Source organism: Nostoc parmelioides FACHB-3921 (genome assembly GCF_014696625.1).
In the GTDB taxonomy this organism is placed as follows: domain Bacteria; phylum Cyanobacteriota; class Cyanobacteriia; order Cyanobacteriales; family Nostocaceae; genus Trichormus; species Trichormus parmelioides.
On sequence record NZ_JACJQL010000031.1, the window covers coordinates 32464 to 51210 of the forward strand.

The window sequence follows — 18747 nt, forward strand, 5'->3', positions numbered from 1 at the left end:
ATTTGATTTCGGAAATATTATGTTGACGGTTGATGGTTGACGGTATCTTTAGTAATGCCCACTGTATCAAGGGTTTGGTGGGCATTGCCCGTCCTAATTTTACCCCTGCTCTTTCAAGTCGGGGGAGTATAGAATTACGGGAACATAGGGGAATCATCGCCGTCACTTATGGTACAAACCGTAACTCATTAGACTATATGATTAAAAAGATACATTTATTTAACAAAGCTTAAAGTTGCTTTATTATATTATTTACCAAGAGGTGTGAGTTGAGTTTTGGAATTTAAAAAAGATGGCTACTGCTACATCTACTGTTTCTGAACGTGAATGCCAAGCTGCGTTGACACGTCATTTAAATAAGTCTTACTACCAAGATGACCAGCAAGTTAAACTAATGAACTTGCAAGCAGAGGTGGACTCTTTGTTGGAACAATTACAAAATCTTAAGGAACAACGTTTAGCAGCTACTACCAAAGAAGAATAATTTTTTGATAGAGTGCCTGTATAGTCTGTTTTTGGGAACGCGCAACTTTAAACCATGAATCTTCACTTTCAAGTTTAGCGATCGCCATCGATACTTGATAAAGATTGTGTGAAGACATCATAAAATAACCTTAACATTATCCAATCTATTTAGTAAATGGGGGTGGAAAATTTTTTCCATCCCCATAATTTTGGCAATTAACTATCTGTATCTGAACTGGGCGCGGAATCATCAATTGTGTCTGCTTGGGGATAGAGTTGCTTTGTCAGACCTTGGATATAACTGAGGTTGGCTGTAGACGGTTTTGCTTGTTCTTCTAACCAGGAATTGGCTTTGGCTTCCCCCTGCTGCACTGTTAAAATCAAAGCCCCCCAAGCTTGGACGGCTTTTCTATTGGGGTTCACTTGCATTGCAGCTACCACACGCCGCCATAATCGATCCTTATCTGTTTTTAACAAAATGGCTATTTCTTGTGCATTCTGTGGGGATGCGCTAAATACTTGCAACGCTTTTTCCCAACGACCATCTATTAAATCTGCAAGTACTTGTTCACTGGGACTAGCCCATATTTTATCGGCTTGGATTTTAGTTACTTCAGCATGGAGGCGAATCAAGTCTAATTGTGATTGGGCGGCGGCTGGTAAACTATTGTTGCGTTGTTTTTTAATCGATGTTAACCAATCGAAAGCTGGTGACCATAAGCCATTGCGGCTAATTAACAGCACGTTTTTGTAACCAGAGTCTCTCAATACGGGGTTTTGTAAAGAAATTTCTTCCAATTGAATGGGATTCAGATATAAGTTTACAGATTTGACTTGGTAAACCTGTAGTTTTGGTTCTAAACCTATAGTTTGATCAACAACCAATTCTTTAGCATTACTACCTGTGACTTGTTCCCATTTAGGAATGTGTCCACTGGGACTAGTCCAAGATAACATCAGTTGTAAGTGGCTACGCTCTGGATTGTAGTAGACAATTTGACCGTAGGCAATATTCCCCGCATCAGGAGTCACAGATTGATGATCTTGTTGTCGCTGTCCGCGCAAATTTAACCAGACACCTGCTGCTGGTGTTCCGGCTTCAAAGCGGTTCACTATATTTAATGGTAAAGGATTGCTAACATCTTCATTTTCTGGTGTATCTTCTACCAAGGAAGCGATCGCATTCTGCCCACCTCCGCTAATTGCCAATGATTCTTCAGGGCCAGTAATTAGTAAGCTATTCGCCAAGCGATAAAATTTTTCTGGTTGTGATTCGTATTTTAAATTTTCTAACTGATAAACCCTGAGTTCGACTATTTCCTTACAGTTAGCTATACAATCGGGACGCTGGCGCATCACTGGTAACAGCAATGATTTTTCCTCATCATCTAGAGGAATGGTTTCCCCTGGTATTTGTTGTTTTTGGCTCAAATTGACTTGGATTTGGGCGAGGGTTTGGGGGTTTTCGCTGTTACCGGGGATGTGCGCCCACTCTGGTAGGAAATTATTCAGCCAGCTTACCTGTTCTGGGTTAAATATCCACAGAACCCCAATCCAGGTACAACTCAGCACTAAGCCAGCACTTGTAAGTAAAATGGCGATCGCAATTATTGAAGACGGTTTATAGGATTTTGATGGAGAAATCACTTTCTGTATCTGGGTTTCATTAATTCTTCCATCACCTTCCTTTGGCAAATCGGTATCACCTACCTGTTGTTGCTGGATTCGGGCTTTCTTTGCTTCCAAATCAGAACCGTCTTGCTTAGAAGATTTTGGCGTTAGCTTGCGCGAGCGATTGGCCATGTTATTTCTCTGTTAATTTACAGTATTAATTTGTGTTTGTTTTTTCTTTTATACTCGCGCTTTGATTAGTTGCCTAGAAGTAGATGGTTTAATTTTCTACATAAAACGGATGGGTAGATATTCTGGGCGATCGCCTTTAGGTATTGTTTTGGCTACCCCCTTGGGTTTTCTGCAAAATTAGGGTTGTAGTTTAGAGTACTTACGCACCAGAGTCGTTTTAATCCCTGATAGGGATTTTAGAAGGTTTCAACCCCATGAGAGCTATATACAAAGGAGCGGTAATCTCGTTTCAATCCCTGATAGGGATTTTAGAAGGTTTCAACAAGGCTACTTCACGATATTCTGAGCTATTAGCCATGTTTCAATCCCTGATAGGGATTTTAGAAGGTTTCAACTTTAAAAATAAAAGTTTTCTCAAAATTTGATGAGAAGTTTCAATCCCTGATAGGGATTTTAGAAGGTTTCAACTCTAAAGACTCTATGACCCAGGGTTCTCTTGTAGCGGTTTCAATCCCTGATAGGGATTTTAGAAGGTTTCAACATCGCGTTCTTCTGCTTCTTTAATTAATGCTTGTGTTTCAATCCCTGATAGGGATTTTAGAAGGTTTCAACATAGATTTAAATGTTTCTAATGCTACAGGAAACATGTTTCAATCCCTGATAGGGATTTTAGAAGGTTTCAACTTTGTTACACTGACGCTGCCTAATCTTAGTACAGATGTTTCAATCCCTGATAGGGATTTTAGAAGGTTTCAACAGACTGAGAAAGTTCAATATAACTCAAAAGTCTTTGTTTCAATCCCTGATAGGGATTTTAGAAGGTTTCAACTCAACTTTGCAAGCTCAACAGGCTTCTGTTGATTCTAAGTTTCAATCCCTGATAGGGATTTTAGAAGGTTTCAACGTAACATAGAAGTGTGTTTAATAGGTGGTACTTACGTGTTTCAATCCCTGATAGGGATTTTAGAAGGTTTCAACCGCTTGGCTTTCAAAGCATTGGTGTATTTGGTTTTCAAGGTTCAGTTGCGTCAATATGGAGCCAAGATAACTTTTCAGACATTGGGTTGTCAAGAGGCGTAGGGAAAAAATTAGCGCAAAAGTAGTTGTGGCAAGGCTTAGAGTTAATTGCGTCAACCCCAGTTTTAATGTTATGGGCTGTAACCTAATCAGGATAAGGCATAGAGGCAAAAAATCGAATCTGTGCAGCAAAACACCTATAGGTTGACGCTGCTGAATCACAGTATGAAATGTCAATATTATAGCTGTTGACGGTTGACGGGCGATGGATATGGACTACCCCATCGGATAACCAATGTTGACGGGTAAAAGTAGTATTAGCCTTCTGAATTCAGAATTACCCCAGCCAGTCGCCGTACCCCTTCTAGAATTTGCTGTTCATTGAGTTCAGCATAGCCAAAGATAAATTCATTACCAGGACTTTCTTTTAAATACTGGGGATATGCTGCCCCAATACTGACCCCAGCGAGGGCTGCACGCTGGACTATTTCATCATCGCTGATTTGGGTATCTATTTTTACCATAAGGTGCATTCCAGCATTTTCCCCCAGGATTTTTGATCTATTGCCAAAATGAGAGAACAAAGACTGCACTAAAGTTTGCCTGCGTTGATTGTAAAGCGATCGCATCTTTCTTATATGCCTCTCTAAATGTCCTTCTGTAATAAAATCAGTCAGGGCATACTGTTCTAATAAACTACATTGCCTATCCGCCAGCCATTTTGCACGGGCGAATATATTTACTAAATTCTGCGGTAAAACTAAATAACCCAGGCGCAAGGCGGGAAAAAGGACTTTAGAAAATGTCCCGACATAAATAACTGAGTTACCCTGATCTAATCCTTGCAAAGCAGGTATGGGACGCTCACCATAACGGTACTCACTATCATAGTCATCTTCAATAATCATCACCCCTGTTTTCTGCGCCCAAGCCAGTAACTCTAATCTGCGGGGAAGGGATAACACCGCACCTGTAGGAAATTGATGGGAGGGAGTGACGTAAATTAGTTTAAGGTTAGGAATGATACCTGTTGTTAATTTGCTGACTATTAGCCCTGATTGATCTACAGGGACAGGAAATAAACTAGCCCCTTGAGCTAAAAAAGCTCTTCTAGCACCTAAATAACCTGGTTCTTCCACAGCAATCCCATCACCACGGTCAATTAAGATACGTGTAATCAAATCAAGACCTTGCTGGGAACCACCGACAATAATGATTTGTTCTGCTTGACAATTAACGGCTCTAGAGCGCGAAAGATAAGCGGCGATCGCCTCCCTTAATGGATGATATCCCAGGGAATTGTCTGTATAATCCAGTACATCTGATTGAGGGTGGCAATGACGAGAGATTAACTTACGCCATAAATCTATCGGGAACTTATCAAAAGCTGGTCGTCCATAACTAAAGCTAATTTCTACAGCTTGTTCTGGTATACGTAAAAACGCTTTATCACTCAAACTTTTACCATAAGCTGATAAAGGTACAGGTGAGTTACTTGGTTGTAATTTTGACTCAATTGGTGTGGTATTCAGTAATTCATCGGGAAGTTGACGACAAACAAAAGTCCCCGAACCCACGATAGTTTCTAAATAACCCTCACTCAGCAATAACTCATAACCTTGAGTCACAGTAGCACGAGAAACACCAAGTAATTGAGCAAGCGATCGCGTAGATGGTAGTTTTTCCCCTGAAGTTAACCGTCCTAACAAAATAGCCCGACGTATTTCCTCATAAACTTGGCGATGCAGAGATAAAGGTGCGTCTGGGTCAATATTAATAGCAAAATCCATAAATCACACAAGTGGACTGGTTAAATAACTAAAAAGTGGCTCTTGTTTACTTCCACTTACCTGATTACTCTAACCATATAGAGTAGAAATTTCCCATTATGACCCAACAAAAAGCCCCCAGCCAAAGAACTACAGTTAAACGCGTACCTAAAAGAGCTAACTATGAAAGTGAAACCATTTATCAAATTTTAGATGAAGGATTAGTCTGTCATGTAGGTTTTGTAGCTGACGGACAGCCTGTTGTGATTCCTACAGCCTATGGAAGAATAGACGATACATTATATATTCACGGGTCACCTGCTAGCCGGATGTTAAAAACCCTGCAACAAGGTCTTGATGTCTGCGTCACAGTCACCTTAATTGATGGATTAGTTTTAGCGCGATCGGCATTTCACCACTCCATGAACTATCGCTCAGTGGTAGTATTTGGTAAAGCCACACTAGTAGAAGATGCAGAGCAAAAATTAGCTGCTCTCAAAGCATTTACAGAACACGTTCTTCTGGGAAGATGGGAAGAAGTGCGATCGCCTAATCGTCAAGAATTAGTGGGAACCATAGTACTATCTTTACCCCTAACCGAAGCCTCAGCAAAAATCCGCACTGGTGAACCAATTGACGATGAAGCTGATTATCAAATACCAGTCTGGGCAGGGCAAATTCCTTTAAAATTAACTGCGTCCACACCCATCAATGATTCCCGCTTAGATTCAAGTATAGAATTACCTAACTATGTAAAGAAGTACACCAGACCACAAAAAAGCCCTGCGTGAAAGTCTATGATTCGATGAATTATCTGCATCTAAGTTTAGGACTTCTTTGGCACCAAAAGGAATTAACCAACAGCCACCTTTATAGGCTTTAATAAAAAAGCGTTCAACCCTAAGAATAGCCAATAGTGAGTTTTAATATTTGAATGAGTAAATTTTCTATCGATATTGATTTTAGCCATGTAGACTTATCTTCCTTGGAAACCGAGGAAGATTTACGTATGGAAGCCAAAAAATTACTCCCTGCGGCGCTTGTTCAGCATGGTGAAGCTGTAGCCCTGCAAACCTGGGAAGAAATGCAAAAAAACTTTTCTGGTAAATTGTCTCCAGCAGAGAAGCGTAAATTTATTCAACAAACAGGGAAGAACTATCAACGCTCTGCTAGTAACCGAGAAAAACAAGAACTGGAAGACCATATAGTAGAGCAGCTACGCCAGCAGAAGTAATTTAGAGGCGATGGTCTTTGAGCAACCAGAGGCGATCGCCCCTTTAATGCTATACATAAAGTTATGCTGCAAATTTCCCAGAAAATCATCATCCCCTATAGCGAAATTGAAATTAGTGCCATTCGCTCCCAAGGTGCGGGAGGGCAAAATGTCAACAAGGTTTCTACTGCTATCCACCTACGCTTCAACATAGAAGCTTCATCCTTACCAGCTTTCTATAAAGAGCAGCTTTTGAAGCTCAATGACCGACGTATCAACCAAGAGGGGGTCGTTGTCATCAAGGCTCAAGAACACCGCAGCCAAGAGCAAAACAAAGAAGAAGCTCTGCAACGCCTCAAAGACCTCATCAAAAGCGCGGTCATACTACCCCAACCACGCAAACCTACTAAACCAACTCGCGGTTCTCAAAAAAGACGACTTGACAGTAAAACTAAGCGAGCAGAGATTAAATCTATGCGAAGGCAGGTTATTGATTAGAGGAAAATTAGGTAGTGGAAAAATTACTGATGACTGATGACTGTTGACTGATGACAGCTACTTAACATAGTTCATCAGATTTTTGCAGAATAAACAAACTACCATCGCCCCCGCGTCCAATCCTTAAGGTTTCGTCTAGGTAAGTAATGTCAAGGCTGGCAACTCTACCCTGAGGATTGTTCGCCGACACAACCTTAAATGGGTTGAGTTGGGGGGTATCAATGCCAATCATCTTCTCGATGGATAGATAGCGTTTGTCAAAATATACGTTGATACGTTTGTCCGGTGCAGATGATTTATCATCTATCACAGGCTCAAACCTAGCTGTAACTTTCACGTATCCTGATATTAATCCCAGAGAATGCTGCACAAAAGCTAAATTAAAAAACAATTTATTAGCAACATCAATCACTTGATAAACTTTACCTACCTTGAGTCCTAATGGCAGGGAATCCAAAGACCGGATTTCTCTGGCGGTGGAGTATTGCAGTTGCCAAGAACCTCCCAGCAAAGCAGCAGCATTCAGCAGGGGCTGGGGATTGGGGTTGCAGCTTTCTAATTCTGTTGTTAACTGTTCGATTTCTGCGGCGATAGTTTGATCTAACTTCACATTGGTAACAGGAGAGCCAGCACTGTTAATTTGGATCTCCGCCAGTTTCGCTTGTAGTTTTTCTTTTAATGAAAATCGGTTAGTCAAGGCTTAAATATTTCCTTTTAAAAACTTATATCGTGTCAGATCATGAGTTTACATTAGCCATCTCCAGCCGTGCGGAACAGATGACTATGCTCAGGATGATATAAGCGCGATCGCCCGGTGGTATGTGATAATGCAGGGCTAATCACATATAACGTGGTGCGAATGAGATTTTCTTGCTGAGTACAGTCTGCCATCTCTTGGAGAGGAACCACACGAATTTTTTCATCAGGCCATCCTATGCGAAAGCAAATAGCTACAGGTGTATCTGGGGGATAGTGTTCTAGTAGTTTAGCTTGAGCGTTTTCTACATGGCGCGCACTTAGATATAAGCATAAACTAGCTTGATGTGCTGCGAGGGTGGCTAATTCTTCTGTTTGTGGGACTTGTGTTCGTCCACTAATGCGCGTCAGGATGATTGTCTGGACTAAACCAGGAACAGTCAACTCTACCTTTAGTTTAGCGGCTGCGGCTTGGAAAACACTAATACCGGGAATGACTTCAAAAGGAATATTAGCTGCTGCTAGAAGCTGCATTTGCTCATTAATTGCGCTGTAGAGACTGGGATCACCTGAGTGGAGACGTACTACAGATTTTTGCGATCGCACCCTGGCAATCATCAAAGGTATAATCTCCTCCAAAGTTTTGTTCGCCGTCTGAATAATTTCTGCATCTTTTCGGCAAAACTGTAAAAGCTCTCCTGGTATTAACGAATCTGCGAATAAAATGACATCTGCTACTGATAGTAGTTTTTGGGCTTTGACCGTAAGTAAATCTGGGTCTCCAGGCCCCGCCCCTACAATATAAACGGCGGAATCTAGGGAATTTACATGATTTTGCATACAAAATTTTGTATAAAACTTAAGTAATTATTGGTAGAAAGAAAAAAATCAAAAAATTTTTTGAGAATTTGCTCGGTATCTTTCCGGATTATCCATCTAGCCATAGTAGAGAGTAATGGTAGATGCACCCTGGTTAAGCCCTAGAAATCATTCTGGGGCATTTTTTATTTTTGGTAATTGGTAATTAGGAAGGGATATAAATTCTCCCCCTACTCTTCTACCTCCCCTACCTCCCCTGCTCCCCTCTGCCTCTACTCCGTATCTTTGGCAGAAGAAACAACGTCAGGTAAAGGACGTTTGCGAACGTACAACCAAGCTAATCCGGCTAATCCTAAAGTAATACCTGTCAGACTGACAACTTGTGCGATGCGTAGCGGCCCAAGCATTAAGCTATCTGTCCGTAGACCTTCAATCCATAAGCGTCCTAAGCTGTAGGCTGCTAGGTAAACCATGAATAATGTACCTACTTTGAGGCGTGGTTTGCCAGCTAAACTACGAAAGAATAAAGTGATTAGCAAGGCAAAAACCATTAAGTCCCAAATAGATTCATAAAGGAATGTTGGGTGAAAGTACTCAAAACTTGCTAAATCTGGAGGACGGCGTTCTATTGGAATGTATAGCTTCCAGGGTAAATTGGTGGGACGACCAAAAGCTTCTGAGTTGAAGAAATTACCCCAACGCCCGATCGCTTGCCCTAAAATCAGTGAAGGAGCTACCAAATCAGCTAATTGCCAAAACGGAACTCGCTTGAGCTTGGCAAAAATTAACGCTGCTATAGTCCCGCCAATAATCGCTCCATGAATCGCAATTCCCCCTTGCCAAATCGCAATAATCCGTTCTGGATGCTGGGCATAGTCTGACCATTGAAACAAAACGTAATAAATCCTGGCTGCGGGAATCGCCCCAATCACCAGCCAAATTGATAAGTCACTGAGTAAGTCAGGATTAACCTGCCGGCGCTTTGCCAAATATTGAGAAAGGCTAACACCAATTAGCACAGCCGTAGCAATCAATAAGCCATACCAGCGAATAGTGATTGGGCCTATTTCCACCAGAACCGGCCCTGGAGAAGTAAACAAAAACGCCAAAGGCAATGCCATGTAAAATTACCCAAATAAATATTATGAGTCCATAGTCAATAGTCCATAGTCAACAGTCACTAGTCAATAGTCCGTAGTCAATAGTCCATAGTCAGAAGTTTCCTCCTCCCCAATCCCCAGTCCCCATTCCCCATTCCCCATTCCCCGGATATAATCACCTCAATAACATTGATATATCTAAGATTGTGATTGCTATTTATCCTGGTAGCTTTGATCCGATCACTTTAGGACACCTCGATATTATTCAGCGTGGTAGCCGTTTGTTTGATTTGGTGATTGTCGCCGTCTTGCGAAATCCGAGTAAAGTACCATTATTTAGCGTACAGGAACGCCTAAAACAGATTCGTAGAACCACTAAGCATTTACCAAACGTAGAAGCCGATGGTTTTGATGGTCTAACCGTTAATTATGCCCAACAGCGACAAGCACAGGTTTTATTGCGGGGTTTACGGGCGATTTCTGATTTTGAGGTCGAGTTACAAATGGCCCATACTAATAAAACTCTTTCTACTCAAATTGAAACAGTTTTTTTAGCAACATCAAATGAGTATAGTTTTTTAAGTAGTAGTGTGGTAAAAGAGATTGCAAGATTTGGTGGTTCCGTCGATCATCTTGTCCCCCCACACATAGCTTTAGATATATACAAATGCTACAACCACAACTATCCAACGGCGAATCCAACTACAACGGAAATTACCCCGTCTCACCAGAATATGGCAACGGCAGCCCCCCAGGAGATACTCCAGGAACGGGAAATGTAGATATTCAGCAGGAACTAGATCGCCTAGAAGAAATTATTTTATCTAGCTTCCGTGTCCCCTTAACAGGAAGGACGCTGATAGATGAAGAAAAATTATTAGAACAACTAGACTTTATCAGAGTTTCTTTACCGTCGGTGTTTCAGGATGCAGCTGCCACCTTGGAACAAAAGCAAGAAATCTTGCTGGAGGCGGAAGAATATGGACAGCAATTGGTTGATGCAGCTCAAGCTAAAAGGGCGCAAATCTTAGCTGAAAGCGATATTATCAGACAGGCGAAACAAGAAGCAGACCAACTACGCCGACAGGTGCAGCAAGAGTGTGAGGAAATGATGCAGGAAACCCTTGCAGAAATTGATCGCAAGCGGCGCGCTTGTCAACAGGAATTAGAAGAAATGCGACAAACTGCGATCGCTCAAGCTCAAGAAATCGAAAATGGTGCTGATGAATATGCTGATCATGTTCTGGAAGGGATCGAACAAGACCTCAAAGATATGTTACGAGTTATTACAAATGGCAGGCAGCAACTAAGAAGTGATAGTCAAACACAGCGTAATTCCCACTCTCAGAAAAAGAAGTAAACACTGATACTTAAGTTACTATAATATTTTTTTAGCCTTCAAATTGCGGATTAGTTTGAGGACAAATTGATATGAATTTTTGTATCAATCAATTGATTATTAACTAATAATCGACTACCTGTAATCCAAGTTTGTTGAGGTTGAAATTGATAAATTCTCCGGGGAGAATCATCTAGATAATCCGCCGCCGTTTTGAGAAGTGGTTTTCTGGCACGATTTGCTAGCAAAGGAAAAGCTTTTTCAGCTTGGTTTTGGTCTAACTCACAAGCTATACCTTGAAAATACAACCCTTCTGGGCTACCTTCTGGGAAACTAGAATTATAAATAGCGATCGCTACTCGTCCATCATTGTGATAAATATTTTGTGAGTGCTTGGATGTAATAGCAGAAGACCAGTAAATATTCCAACTGTCATCATAAGCAAAAAATACAGGCGACACCCAAGGAAAACCATCAACTGAACAGGTGGATAGTGAACAGTAAATATTATCGGCAATGATAGAGTGTGCTTTACTTATAACCTCTATATTTTTGCCATCGATAGTATTCACCCATCCATTGTCAGCAGTTGCGGTTTCCATCATTCCTATCGCTGTATTTTGTACAATTGCATTCTTCCAGAAAAGATGTATCGTAGTTGAGGATCAATTGTCCAGTAGTTAGATATTAAATTCTTGATATACAGATAATAAAGTACATTCCCACACAAGGCGCGGTTGAGCGTATACCAGGAGGTATTTACGAGCTTTTTCTAGTTGACTGATAATCCCTGGTTGATGCCGCTTTTGCCAGTAAGATTGCTGTAAATAATCCACTAACCATAATTGAGCTTCCGTCTCTAAATCCTTATCGATTCTCTTAGCTAATTCCAACGCGTGACGTTGAGATTTTGGTACTGTTGTTAAATCTTGTAGTAAATCAGAGGGAATAGTTTGTAATTCTTCATAAGAGGCGATCGCACTCCCTGGACTGCCAGATGCTAAACTCAACACGGCTGGGTGCTGTAAAACTTCTTGATTCCCTGTTTGTGTAAGTACTTCAGTCAAAGATGTTGTATCTAAGCGATAAAAGGGAATGCGTTGACAGCGTGACACCAAAGTCGGTAATACAGACTCAGGGGAAGGCGTAATCAAAATTATGGTTGCTTGTCCTGGTTCTTCTAAAGTCTTCAACAAAGCATTTGCTGCTGGTTCTGCCATTGTTTGCGCCTCCTCCAACACCACCACATTTCTTGGTGCTTCTAAGGGAGGACGGCCGAGAAATTCTGTAATTTCTCGAATTTGTTCTAGGCGAATTAAAGGCGGTGCTTTGCGCTTGAGTTTCTTTTCTACAGCTTGGGCGGCTGTAAATCTTTGCCCTTGGTATTGATAAGTCGGCTGTACCCACAATAAATCAGGGTGATTACCTTGACGCAAACGCTGTTGTAAAGATGGAAGAAGTCGCGCTTCCACAACAGATGCAAATAACAACTCGACAAAGCAACGCGCCGCTAAACTCCGTCCTACACCATCTGGCCCCGCAAATAGATAAGCCGGAGCTACTCGGTTTTGCTTAACAGCCTGAGTCAGTAACTCAATAGCTTGCTTTTGTCCTACCAGTGGTGCAAATGAGTTATTGGTCATTCTTTAATTGTAGATTGACCGTGGAAAGGACAACCTGTGGCTAATTTATTAGACAATAGTATAGGAATTATATCTAAATTTTTAACTATATTTGGCATTGCCACCCTACAGATAATTTATAAATCAAATATTAGTCCTATAGATTGAGACAAAATTTAAGATGTTTTGTCTATTTTTTACATTTTAAATATTGATTTGTAAAACATAAATTGGAAACATAATAATTAGTTCAACCACATGATTATCTTGAATGTAATATTCAGAACAAGGAGTAAGATAAATGGTTAAAATTACAATTGATACACTATATCTTATAGGTTATGATTTGTTCTCTGATGTTGACAGCTTTCTTGATCAACTCCTTTATCAGGAAATGCAATCCGTAGGAGGTGGTTACTGGGGGAAATCTTATGGGTATAACTCCTTGTTTGGCGGTGGTTACTCAGGAAATAGTGGCTCTTATAATTCATTTTCTGGCGGCTTTTCTGGGCATGGTGGCTACTACAATAAATCTTGGTGTTAACTACTAAATTTTTGATAATGATAAGAATTCCCCAGTAAATAAAGTATTGCTGGGGGCTGGATATAAATAATCTGATGATTTTTCGATGACAAAATTATCAAACGACTGACTACAGGCATTCTTTTAAATGTGGGCTAATAATGTCCTGAATGGTTTTATGTACAGTTTCTTTACTCAATTGACCATCAACCCTGATGATGCGCGAGGGAGAGGATGCGGCTAAATCTGCATAGCCTTGCTGTACACGGCGGTGGAAAGCGATGGTTTCTTGTTCAATACGGTCTAGTCCTGCATTTTCTCCCTGTTTGCGGGCTAACCCTACCTCAACATCTACATCTAGCCAAATGGTGATGTCGCTGGTTAACCCACCAGTGGCGATGTCATTTAACTGATGGATAAGATTCATATCCAAATTGCGACCATAACCTTGGTATGCAATGGTAGAGTCAACATAGCGATCGCATAATATATACTTACCCTGAGCTAACTTGGGTTTGAGTTCTTGGGCAACGTGTTGTGCGCGATCGGCAGCATATAATAATAACTCTGTCACCTCAGCGATTGGCTTATCTTCCGCTTTCTGTAACAACAAGCGCCGCAAATCTACACCTAATTCTGTTCCTCCTGGTTCACGGGTGAGAACCACAGAAATTCCCAAACTTTGTAACCACTCTGCACAAAGCTGCATTTGGCTAGTTTTGCCGCAACCTTCAACCCCTTCAAATACAATGAATCTTCCACCCATGCTGTCTTTATATGTTTACTTACCAGAGCAGTAGCCGTTAATTTCTTTAACTATGACACCTTCTTCAAGACTACTCTTTTGTAAGGTTACTAAAAAGCGATTTGCCTGTTTAATATTCTTTTGATTGATGGCTGTTGCAGCTTCATTCAAACCCTTACTAATATCTTCATAGAGTTTGATAAATCGCCCCTGAAAACCTTGTAACTGTTCATCTTTGACTGTTAAGGCTTTCATTTCTGTGGTTACTTGGTCTATCTTACTAGCAAATTCAGTCAAGCCTTGGGAACCTTTAGCTGATTTGGGGTCTTTACCATATTGCTGACCTAATAAAGCTGCTTGATTAGCGATTTTTATAACTTTGTTACATTGAGCAACCTTACTTTCACCACAGCCTGTACATAATAAGGCGATCGCAGCTGCAACGGAAAGCGTAGTACTAGGTTTATAGACACTCAGCATATTTACTATAATCTCCAAATATATGATGCAAAAAAACAGACTAAGTAAATCATCGTTGATTGACTTTGTTTAGTCCTGTCACTTTATACTGCATCCTTCACAAGAAGTGTATGTAATTACCCTGACATAGAGAAAAGTTAACATTAACTATTGACTAAGCTGTTACGCATTTAAATCGTATATTTCGCACTCAGGTTGTCAAAAGTCTAAAGTCCACAGTCCAAGCTAGCCGTTAACTCTGGACTCTTGACTATGGACAGCCCTAACGCAAGAATATTTGATCTAGGTGCGTATCACCTTATTGACTATTGACCAAAGTATTAACAGCATTGACTACAATTTGTGCAGCACCGACAAAAAAAGATTGGTCAATATTGCTGGGCGTATCAGTAGGTTGGTGATAATGAGGTGTACGCAAATTAGCTGTATCGGTGACTAATACTGCACCTATTCCCTGATACCAAAATGGGGCATGATCACTACGCAGTGTATCAGGTGTGAGTATACCTTTCAGAGGAATCGGTATAGTTAAGACATTGGGCAGATTTTTTGTATCTGCATGATTAAAAGCTTTGAGTAAAGACAAATTTTCAATATCGCCGACGGCTACTAAAAAATCACCCTTGTCGCTGGGTGGGGTAACAGGTAATCCCGGAGGATATTGCTGACAGCCGGCGGTGTAACAAGCGTAACCAACCATATCCATCACTATCACACCCCGGAGTTTTTCCAGGCGTTGAGTATTGGTGACAAAAGCTTTACTACCAACCAGTCCGGCTTCCTCAAGGTCAAAAAAAGCTAACTGCAAAGTCCGGGGTGTGGGGTGGGAAGCAAACAGTCTGGCGATTTCCAAGATTACAGCCACACCACTGGCGTTATCATCCGCACCAGGAGAACCGACTACAGTGTCATAATGAGCTGCTACTAAAATTGCGTCGCCTGTGTTGTCAGTCCCTGGAAGTTCAGCAAACACATTTATACCACCAGAGAACTTTTCCAGCTTTGGTGTCCAGCCAGATTTTCGCAGTTCATTAATAATATATGTCCGAGTGCGCGATCGCTCTGTTTTTGTATAGCGTTGAAAATTTAACTGTTGAAGATGAGCCAATAACTTATCAACAGATACTTGTAACTCATCCTTGACTTCCTGTGAGTCTGGTTGTGGCTGCGGCGTTGCTACTGGCGCACTCTCAACCATTTCCTGAGAAGAACGCTGTTCAAAAAAAGCGCCACTCCTACTACCCACAATCACAACTACCACCAGCACCAACAATGTCAACCAAATCCGTTTTTTTATCATAAGACTATATAAGTTCGACAGTTTGTCCTTTGACAAAGTGACCAATATGGCATAATGTTTTGCCCTAGTATTCTGTTGAGTAAACTTTGCAAAAGATAAAAATTTTCCGTAAATTAAGCTCATCTCATCCCTAAAAGGGTATGGGATTTCACGTTGACGGTTGACGGTTGACGGTTAACAGTCATCAGTCATCAGTCATCAGTCAGCAGTTAACGGTGGCGGGGCGGCTATCCCTCCCACCCCTTGAAGGGAGTGGATTTCCCGCCGCCTTCGATAACTCTTTCTCCCCACCTGTACTAAAAAACTGCCCCAGGAATTTTTTTATGCTAGATTTATCACTCATCACTATCCTGGGGTTCTTGGGCAGTTTTGGGCATTGTTTCGGGATGTGTGGGCCGTTAACAGTAGCATTTTCTCTATCTCATCAACAGACAACTCCTGAAAAGAGTTCTCAGAAAAAGACATCACCCACAAAAACTAATCCGACTTGGCAACAGCAATTAAAGTTTCATTTTTTGCTCAACTTGGGGCGGATGTTGAGTTATGCCCTTGTGGGTGCGGGGCTGGGGGGAGTCGGTTCTGTATTATTGCAAGGCGGACAGTTAGCGGGTGTAGGTAGTGACTTCCGTCGAGTCATGGCAATTATGACTGGTGTCATGTTGATTTGGTTTGGCTTAGGGCAATTAGCACCAAATTTACTACCCCACATTCCCATATTGCATCCTCTGTTAAAGGGCAACTTACACAACCGCTTGAGTGCGGGAATGGTCAGACTTTCTTTGCAACCGCGCTGGTGGACACCCACACTTTTAGGCATGACTTGGGGTTTGATGCCCTGTGGCTTTTTGTACGCTGCTCAGATTAAGGCGGCGGAAACTGGTAGTCTATGGATGGGTGGAGCTACTATGCTGGCTTTTGGCTTGGGAACACTCCCCACTATGTTGGGTGTGGGCGTGTCTACTTCCTTGGTGAGTCAAGATAGGCGCAGTCAGTTATTTCAATTGGGTGGTTGGATTACCCTGACTATTGGGACAATTACTTTGCTGCGGACTGGCGACACAATGGTAGACTATACCGGACACGCAGCCTTACTGTGCTTGATTCTAGCTTTGATTGCTCGCCCCATTAGCAAACTTTGGGCATCACCGTTGCATTATCGTCGCGCTTTGGGGGTAGGGGCATTTGTGTTGTCTGTGGTGCATACCACCCACATGATTCAACATTCATTAGACTGGAATTTTGCCGCCTTTTTCTTTTTACCGCCACAATTTCAAATAGGCATGGCTGCTGGTGCTGTAGCATTGATATTAATGACCCCCGCAGCTTTTACAAGTTGGGAATCATTGCAAAAATCTTTAGGCAAGTACTGGCGACAGATTCATTTACTGAGTGTACCAGCTTTGCTTTTGAGTTCGATTCATGCGGTGTTGATTGGTTCCCACTATTTGGGTTCTCTACAGTCAACGTGGGGGAATATCATAGCAACAGTGCTGTTAGGAATGATAACTCTTAGCGTGTTGCTCGTTCGCTCGCACTTTTTTTGGTCAAAGTTAGCCGTAAAGCAGTTTTATGTCCCCCCTACCAAATCACGCTAAAGCAACCAAAGAAAAACACCTGGTGTATTATCAATTCAAAGTCCCCGCATCAACAGCAAATCTTAGAGTTAATCAATACCTAATACTATTTCTCAGTTTTTTAACTCTATCCATCACCAATATTTACCCAGCCACAGCCCATAAGGTGCAGATATCACCAGATGTTGGCGCGACACTGCACATTGAACCCAACGATAATCCTCGTGCAGGTGAACCGACACAAGCTTGGTTTGCCCTCACCCGCAAAGGTGGCACAATATTACCTCTCCAGCAATGTAACTGTCAGTTAACAGTTTACGCCGAACCCCACACACCAGGAGAACCGGCACTACTGGAACCATCCCTCAAACCAGTAAATGCTGAACGCTATCAAGGCATCCCAGGTGCAGATATTACCTTTCCCAAACCCGGAATTTATCAACTACAACTAAGTGGTAAACCCACAACTGGGGCAAACTTCAAACCATTTGAATTTACATTTGAAGTGACTGTAGCCGGTGGCAATGCAGTAAATACACAAAATAGCCAAGATGTCAATACTGAAAATTCAGTTGATTTAGCAGCTGAATCTAACTCCATACCACCTTGGGCGATCGCTGTGCCAATTTTAGCTGTCTTAGGTGTTGTATTGGCTATTTGGCACAATAAAAACAAGCCATAGATACCCGACTTCTTGAAGAAGTCGGGTATCTATGTAATTTTGAATTTTGAATTTTGAATTTTGAATTTTGAATTTTGAATTGTTATTGATGCCGCTTCTGATGCCATTGCCAAGCATGGGCAACAATATCTTTGATTGATGGGTAATTTGGTTGCCAGCCAAGGATTTTTCTGGCTTTCTCACCACTACCAATCAGACTTGGGGGATCTCCGGGACGGCGATCGCATTCTTCAACGGCTATGGGTAATCCTGTGACTTGTTCACCAGCAGCAATTACTTCTCTAACCGAGAAACCTTGACCATTACCCAAGTTGAAAACTTCGCTATCTCCACCTTTTAATAAATATTCCAATCCCAAAACGTGGGCATCGGCTAAGTCGTTAACGTGGATATAATCCCGAATACAAGTGCCATCGGGCGTAGGGTAATCAGTGCCGAAAATAGAAATGGATTTACGTTTACCCAAGGCGGTTAGTAGTACTAAAGGGATTAAATGAGTTTCGGGATTGTGATCCTCACCTAGCAACCCATCAGGATTAGCACCAGCCGCATTAAAGTAACGGAAACGGACTGATTTCAAACCATACGCCACATCGAAATCCGCCAAAATCCTTTCCACCATTAACTTAGTCGCACCATAGGGATTGATGGGGTTTTGGGGATGATCTTCAGGAATAGGAACAGTTTTCGGTACTCCATAAGTGGCACAAGTGGAAGAAAAGACAAACTTGTTAATTGAAGCAGCCAGCATCGCTTCTAATAACGTCAATGTGCCTAAAACATTATTGCGATAGTACTTGGCAGGATCACTCACAGATTCGCCTACATAAGCGTAAGCGGAAAAGTGCATCACTGCATCAAAATGGCGTGATTTAAATAACTCATCTAATAAAGGGCGATCGCCTGTATCACCCACCACCAATTCGACTTGTAAAACTTTTTCTACTAAATCACGATGTCCATAGACCAAATTATCTAGTATCACCACGTCGTAACCTGCTTGCTTGAGAGCCAAGACGGTGTGCGAACCAATATATCCTGCTCCCCCCGTTACCAAGATGCTGGGCTTTCCAGGCGACATAGTTTTTCCTTTTGAGTGACA

21 protein-coding genes and 1 CRISPR repeat array are annotated in these 18747 nt (G+C 41.7%); of the genes, 9 read left to right on the plus strand and 12 right to left on the minus strand.

All coding sequences use genetic code 11. The annotated features are described in order from the left end of the window. Nucleotides 1–292 precede the first annotated feature (292 nt). Entirely contained in the window at nt 293–484 is a 192-nt protein-coding gene (locus H6G14_RS19375) for a hypothetical protein (protein ID WP_190568947.1), read from the plus strand. Here H6G14_RS19375 and H6G14_RS19380 read toward each other — a convergent pair. The 3 genes from H6G14_RS19380 to pdxR all read right to left on the minus strand — a co-directional run bounded on the left by H6G14_RS19380 (nt 468) and on the right by pdxR (nt 5075). Further along, a complete protein-coding gene (locus H6G14_RS19380; RefSeq protein WP_190568948.1) occupies nt 468–605 on the minus strand; it encodes a hypothetical protein in 138 nt (45 codons plus the stop codon). The two genes, H6G14_RS19375 and H6G14_RS19380, sit on opposite strands and share 17 nt — an antisense overlap. 76 nt (nt 606–681) lie before the next feature. Next, complete coding sequence (locus H6G14_RS19385; protein WP_190568949.1) at nt 682–2268, minus strand: hypothetical protein; 1587 nt, start codon at nt 2266–2268, stop codon at nt 682–684. 214 nt (nt 2269–2482) lie between these two features. Further along, a CRISPR array of direct repeats spans nt 2483–3246; the repeat unit is 37 nt; unit sequence GTTTCAATCCCTGATAGGGATTTTAGAAGGTTTCAAC. Between the two features lie 356 nt (nt 3247–3602). Beyond that, entirely contained in the window at nt 3603–5075 is a 1473-nt protein-coding gene (gene pdxR / locus H6G14_RS19390) for a MocR-like pyridoxine biosynthesis transcription factor PdxR (protein WP_190568950.1), read from the minus strand. A gap of 98 nt (nt 5076–5173) precedes the next feature. On the opposite strand from pdxR, the gene H6G14_RS19395 reads away from it, so the two are divergent. The 3 genes from H6G14_RS19395 to arfB all read left to right on the plus strand — a co-directional run bounded on the left by H6G14_RS19395 (nt 5174) and on the right by arfB (nt 6765). Continuing rightward, nucleotides 5174–5845 carry a pyridoxamine 5'-phosphate oxidase family protein gene (locus H6G14_RS19395; RefSeq protein WP_190568951.1) on the plus strand — a complete coding sequence of 224 codons (672 nt, stop codon included), beginning with the start codon at nt 5174–5176 and terminating at the stop codon, nt 5843–5845. 143 nt (nt 5846–5988) lie between these two features. Further along, nucleotides 5989–6288 (plus strand): hypothetical protein, encoded by a 300-nt coding sequence (locus tag H6G14_RS19400; protein ID WP_190568952.1) that lies wholly within the window; start codon nt 5989–5991, stop codon nt 6286–6288. 63 nt (nt 6289–6351) lie between these two features. Beyond that, nucleotides 6352–6765 (plus strand): alternative ribosome rescue aminoacyl-tRNA hydrolase ArfB, encoded by a 414-nt coding sequence (gene arfB, locus H6G14_RS19405; protein WP_190568953.1) that lies wholly within the window; start codon nt 6352–6354, stop codon nt 6763–6765. 61 nt (nt 6766–6826) lie between these two features. Here the strand turns inward: arfB and H6G14_RS19410 are convergent, their stop codons facing one another. From H6G14_RS19410 to lgt, 3 genes are all read right to left on the minus strand, one after another. Next, nucleotides 6827–7462: a PAP/fibrillin family protein gene (locus H6G14_RS19410; RefSeq protein ID WP_190568954.1), complete on the minus strand. Its 636-nt coding sequence runs from the start codon at nt 7460–7462 to the stop codon at nt 6827–6829. Between the two features lie 53 nt (nt 7463–7515). Beyond that, nucleotides 7516–8301: a precorrin-4 C(11)-methyltransferase gene (cobM, locus tag H6G14_RS19415; RefSeq protein ID WP_190568955.1), complete on the minus strand. Its 786-nt coding sequence runs from the start codon at nt 8299–8301 to the stop codon at nt 7516–7518. Nucleotides 8302–8552: 251 nt separating this feature from the next. Beyond that, the gene (lgt, locus tag H6G14_RS19420; protein ID WP_190568956.1) at nt 8553–9401 is read right to left on the minus strand and encodes a prolipoprotein diacylglyceryl transferase; all 849 of its coding nucleotides are present in this window, start codon (nt 9399–9401) and stop codon (nt 8553–8555) included. Nucleotides 9402–9586: 185 nt separating this feature from the next. Here lgt and coaD point away from each other — a divergent pair, with 185 nt between their 5' ends. Continuing rightward, nucleotides 9587–10162, plus strand: a complete 576-nt coding sequence (gene coaD, locus H6G14_RS19425; protein ID WP_190568957.1) for a pantetheine-phosphate adenylyltransferase — start codon at nt 9587–9589, stop codon at nt 10160–10162. Beyond that, nucleotides 10048–10740 carry an ATP synthase subunit B family protein gene (locus H6G14_RS19430; protein WP_190568958.1) on the plus strand — a complete coding sequence of 231 codons (693 nt, stop codon included), beginning with the start codon at nt 10048–10050 and terminating at the stop codon, nt 10738–10740. The genes coaD and H6G14_RS19430 overlap by 115 nt, the downstream gene beginning before the upstream one ends. A gap of 50 nt (nt 10741–10790) precedes the next feature. On the opposite strand, the gene H6G14_RS19435 is transcribed toward H6G14_RS19430, so the two are convergent. Further along, a complete protein-coding gene (locus tag H6G14_RS19435) occupies nt 10791–11324 on the minus strand; it encodes a pyridoxamine 5'-phosphate oxidase family protein (protein WP_190568959.1) in 534 nt (177 codons plus the stop codon). Between the two features lie 75 nt (nt 11325–11399). Further along, the gene (gene holB, locus H6G14_RS19440) at nt 11400–12362 is read right to left on the minus strand and encodes a DNA polymerase III subunit delta' (protein ID WP_190568960.1); all 963 of its coding nucleotides are present in this window, start codon (nt 12360–12362) and stop codon (nt 11400–11402) included. Between the two features lie 280 nt (nt 12363–12642). Here holB and H6G14_RS19445 point away from each other — a divergent pair, with 280 nt between their 5' ends. After that, nucleotides 12643–12885 (plus strand): hypothetical protein, encoded by a 243-nt coding sequence (locus H6G14_RS19445; RefSeq protein WP_190568961.1) that lies wholly within the window; start codon nt 12643–12645, stop codon nt 12883–12885. 109 nt (nt 12886–12994) lie between these two features. Here the strand turns inward: H6G14_RS19445 and tmk are convergent, their stop codons facing one another. The 3 genes from tmk to H6G14_RS19460 form a co-directional block, all read right to left on the minus strand. Then, complete coding sequence (gene tmk / locus H6G14_RS19450; protein ID WP_190568962.1) at nt 12995–13630, minus strand: dTMP kinase; 636 nt, start codon at nt 13628–13630, stop codon at nt 12995–12997. Nucleotides 13631–13645: 15 nt separating this feature from the next. Continuing rightward, a complete protein-coding gene (locus H6G14_RS19455) occupies nt 13646–14089 on the minus strand; it encodes a hypothetical protein (RefSeq protein ID WP_190568963.1) in 444 nt (147 codons plus the stop codon). A 298-nt stretch (nt 14090–14387) separates the two neighbouring features. Next, nucleotides 14388–15389 (minus strand): M28 family peptidase, encoded by a 1002-nt coding sequence (locus H6G14_RS19460; RefSeq protein ID WP_190568964.1) that lies wholly within the window; start codon nt 15387–15389, stop codon nt 14388–14390. A 323-nt stretch (nt 15390–15712) separates the two neighbouring features. Here H6G14_RS19460 and H6G14_RS19465 point away from each other — a divergent pair, with 323 nt between their 5' ends. Beyond that, complete coding sequence (locus tag H6G14_RS19465; protein ID WP_190568994.1) at nt 15713–16984, plus strand: urease accessory protein UreH domain-containing protein; 1272 nt, start codon at nt 15713–15715, stop codon at nt 16982–16984. Beyond that, on the plus strand, nt 16959–17645 hold the full coding sequence (locus H6G14_RS19470; protein WP_190568965.1) for a hypothetical protein: 687 nt from the start codon (nt 16959–16961) through the stop codon (nt 17643–17645). Before H6G14_RS19465 ends, H6G14_RS19470 begins: the two co-directional genes overlap by 26 nt. A gap of 82 nt (nt 17646–17727) precedes the next feature. Here the strand turns inward: H6G14_RS19470 and galE are convergent, their stop codons facing one another. Then, complete coding sequence (galE, locus tag H6G14_RS19475) at nt 17728–18726, minus strand: UDP-glucose 4-epimerase GalE (RefSeq protein ID WP_190568966.1); 999 nt, start codon at nt 18724–18726, stop codon at nt 17728–17730. Nucleotides 18727–18747 lie beyond the last annotated feature (21 nt).